Here is a 3,524-nt window from a genome sequence, read left to right on the forward strand (position 1 = left end):
CTACCCTACCGCCGGAGGTGGGGCACGTCCAGACTCACCGCCCCGACGTGCGGCGACCATTTGGTGTCCTCGTCACCGGTGCGGGTGGAGGGCCGGGTTCCACTCCGGCCTTGGATTGAGGGTGTCTGGCGTGCGGAGGGATGGAGGTGCAGGCACGGGGGACGCCGGTGAGACGGCCCGCGTGGAAGCGGGCCCTCCACGGGTAATTTCGCGGGCGGTTTCGAAAAGACGGTGCGGGTGGAGGCCGGGTTCCACCCCGGCCAGCATTGCCGAGGGCGGGTTAGCGGCGGGCGTACAGCGCGGGCAGGCGGTTCGCCGCGGCGAGAGCGGGCCACTCGGCGGCGCGCGGATAGCGCCACGGCGTCTCGAGCAACAGCACCGCCACGCTTGTGGCCCGCACCGACGCGCGCCCCTCCGTCTCCCACGCGCTCCCCGCGGTGCGCGCCAGCAGCACCGCTGGAGCACAGCGCGCATAGAATCTCGTCCACACTGCGCCGCCCGCCTGCTGATGAGCCCAGGCGGCAAGCCAGAGCGCATCGAGTCCTCCTGCCTCGCGCAGCCAGCGACCGGGATCGTTCCAGTGTTCGTCGAGCGAGCGAAGACCACGCAGGACGCGCAGCCCGGAGCCCTCGCCCGCTATCTGGAGTGCCAGCACCGTGCCAGCCAGCCCGCCCACCGCCGCCGCCGAACGCTCCGAGGGCGCCGGATAATACAGTAGACCGCTGGCCGGGTTCGGCGTGCGGTTGAGCGCCGCCGCCGCGCGCGGCAGCGCAGCCCGGATCCGCTCCGGTTCCACGCCGATGGTCGCGGCAACGCGCAGCCCGCAGACCGCCCACGCGGTCACAACCGGATCGGGTACTCCGGACAAAGTGCCCCATCCGCCGTCCGGCTGCTGCGCGTCCAGCACTCGCGCGGCGGCTCGCTCGAGGGCCGCCTGCCAACGCGGCAACCGCAGCACTACCTGGCCGTCCGCGAGTGCGTTCAATCGTAGCACCGCCCCCCGAAGATCCTCCCCCTCACTGCCCGTCCCGACGCGGAGCGACGCGGCCAGATGGTCCATGGCCGCGCGAAGGCGCTCCGCTTGTCCCTTTTCCCGGAGTTCTTCGCCGCGGGTGAGCAGCGCCAGCACCGCCAGCCCGGTGAGACCCAACCCATCCGTCCCCGCTTCGCGCCAGGCGCCATCTGCCGATTGCCGTCCCGCCAGCCACTCCACTCCCTCGGCGGTTGCCCGATCGACAGCCGCGGCGAGGGCAGCCGGCAACTCGCGGGCCACGGCCTCGCGTCGCGCGCCCCACCGGCTGGCGACCAATGGGTGCGAAATCGTCGCCAGAGACCGGACCGTGGTCTGCGGCGCCACCAGCGGCCGCTGTGCGATCGGCGGTGCCGCGTTTTCGGCCAGATCTGGGCCGGGACCCTTGCCGAGTTCTGGCCTTGCCGGCGGCGCGAACCCCGGCGCGATGTTCTCGGCCGGCATCTCCGGTAGACGGTCGAGCTGGGTGGACTCGCGGCGGGTCTCCATTGCGACCTCGACGGTTTCTTCTCGCCGCGGCGTCGCCGGCCACATCACCCAGCGGATCAGCGCGCCAATCAACAGCGCATGCAGCGCGACTGCCGCCAATGGCCCCCAGGCATGCTCCCGGAACCCACGCCACCAGCCCCACCGCAACCGGCGGACCGCGGCCGGCGTCCCGGCGAGCACGGTGGAGGGACGCCGCAGGTGGCGCTCGATGAGCCGCTCGAACCTCGCCGCGCGCGCGAACCGCCGCGCCGCCTCCGGCGAGGAACAGATCGCCGCTTCCAGCCGCGCACGGCCCGCGTCATCGAGCTCACCGTTCAAATGACGCTCGATCAGCTCGTCGAGTTCCCGATCCACCTCGCCGTTCATCCGCCCGCCTCCGCCAACCGCTGCTCCACGCACTCCCGTAGAGCCCGGCGAAGTCGCGACAGTGCCTTGTTCACCGCGTCCAGTGTGCTCGACAACCGCTCCGCGATCGCCTGCAACGAGAGCCCCTCTCGATACCGTAGATCGAGCAGCCGCTGCGAGCGCTGCGGCAGCTTCCCGATGCAGTGCTCCAGCGCCGCCTCCCGCTCCGCCCAGTTCTCGGCCTCGGACTCCGTCTGATCAAATCCCGCGAGGATCGCTTCCATCGTCTCCGGTGCCATCGCGGACGGCAACCGCTGCTGCCGGGCCCACGCCTGCAGAACCTTCCGCACCGCGATGCCGCGCGCCCATGCGCCGAACGGCCGCGAAGGGTCGTACTCGTCAAACTTCCTCCACAGCACCATCGCCACCTCCTGCACGATGTCTTCGCGCAGGTGTGGATCGCGCACCATCGAGCCGACCACCGCCGCGATTTCGTCCTGGTGGCGCAGAAACTGCGCGAGAAACCGTTCGTGGCGGTCCGCAGACTCCACGCCTCATCTTCCGCGAGGTAGGGCAGGTTGGACGCTCACGCAGCGCGGCCGCTCATCGCGCGCGGGAAAGGTAAATGTCCTGCTCCGGCGAGTCCGAACCGAGGGACGGGTCGTAAAGGTAGTCGCGGATTCGAACGTAGCTTTCCGTCACCGGTCCGTACGACGTCCAGGTCTCGCCATCGAACGAGTCGGTCAGCAGAAGGCTTCCGTCCGCGCGCATCACGCCGGTAAGCAAATGACCGACGCCGTCTTTTGTGGTCTGGATGATGATGGAGTCACCCGACTGCCGGATCTTCGCCGAGAGCGGAATCTCGACGCCCGGCGCGACATATTGGCCCTGCCAGGTGCCCGAAAGGTCGATCCCGGCGGACCCGGGGCTACCACCTGTTCCGCCGCCGCCACTGTTGCATCCGTCCATCGCCGCCATCAGTAGCGCGATGACCGCTGCCATCATCCCGGTTCTCATGTTCGTTCGCAGCCTCGTCTGCGCACAGGGCACAGGCCCGTCCAGTGTCCCCCAGGGGCGATTCGATGTCAATGAGGGCTTTCGGCGGCGGCGAGGAACAGAACGGCCCGCGCGGAAGCGGGCCCTCGTCCAGGGAAAAAGTTTTTCTTGACATCATCCCCGCGGCCGGTCTATTTTGTGAGTTGTGGGAACAGGCCCACATAGGATCGGGAGTCTACAGCCATGCATGGATCGCGGATGAGGCGGGTGATTTCTCTCTTTCTGTGCGCGGCGGGCGCGGCTAACGCACAGGTGACTGGCATCTGGGCTCAGACCGTAGGGAGGTTTTGGAACCTGTCCACAGCGTGGTCGAACAACGTGATCCCCAACGGCGTTGGCCACTGGGCGTGGCTTACCGGCAGCAACAACCTCGGTGTGGGATTTACCGAGAACCCCGCGATTATCACCCAGAACATTGACGTCACGCTGGGCTTTCTGATCTTTGGCGACGTGGACCGCGGCAGCGGAGTGCAACTGCGTGGTCTCAACGATTCAACGAGCGCGTGGTTGACCTTCGATACGGGTGACGGTCGCCGGGCGTTGCTTTCGCACGGCTCGGGCGACCTTCACATGCCGAGCGTCCCCGGCTGGCACTACAACATCG

The 3,524-nt window shown here is 68.6% G+C and carries 4 protein-coding genes; 1 reads left to right on the forward strand and 3 read right to left on the reverse strand.

All coding sequences use genetic code 11. From position 1 onward, the window contains the following. Nucleotides 1–280: 280 nt before the first annotated feature. The 3 genes from N2652_03665 to N2652_03675 are packed head-to-tail and all read right to left on the reverse strand — an operon-like array spanning nucleotide 281 to nucleotide 2,869. Nucleotides 281–1,885 (reverse strand): hypothetical protein, encoded by a 1,605-nt coding sequence (locus N2652_03665; GenBank protein ID MCX7818293.1) that lies wholly within the window; start codon nucleotides 1,883–1,885, stop codon nucleotides 281–283. Continuing rightward, complete coding sequence (locus tag N2652_03670; GenBank protein ID MCX7818294.1) at nucleotides 1,882–2,415, reverse strand: sigma-70 family RNA polymerase sigma factor; 534 nt, start codon at nucleotides 2,413–2,415, stop codon at nucleotides 1,882–1,884. The genes N2652_03665 and N2652_03670 overlap by 4 nt, the downstream gene beginning before the upstream one ends. A 52-nt stretch (nucleotides 2,416–2,467) precedes the next feature. Beyond that, the gene (locus N2652_03675; protein ID MCX7818295.1) at nucleotides 2,468–2,869 is read right to left on the reverse strand and encodes a hypothetical protein; all 402 of its coding nucleotides are present in this window, start codon (nucleotides 2,867–2,869) and stop codon (nucleotides 2,468–2,470) included. 249 nt (nucleotides 2,870–3,118) lie between these two features. Here N2652_03675 and N2652_03680 point away from each other — a divergent pair. Then, nucleotides 3,119–3,524, forward strand: a 406-nt coding sequence (locus N2652_03680) for a hypothetical protein (GenBank protein MCX7818296.1), incomplete at its 3' end; no start/stop codon positions are given.

The organism is Kiritimatiellia bacterium, from assembly GCA_026417735.1.
Taxonomy (GTDB): domain Bacteria; phylum Verrucomicrobiota; class Kiritimatiellia; order PWTM01; family PWTM01; genus CAACVY01.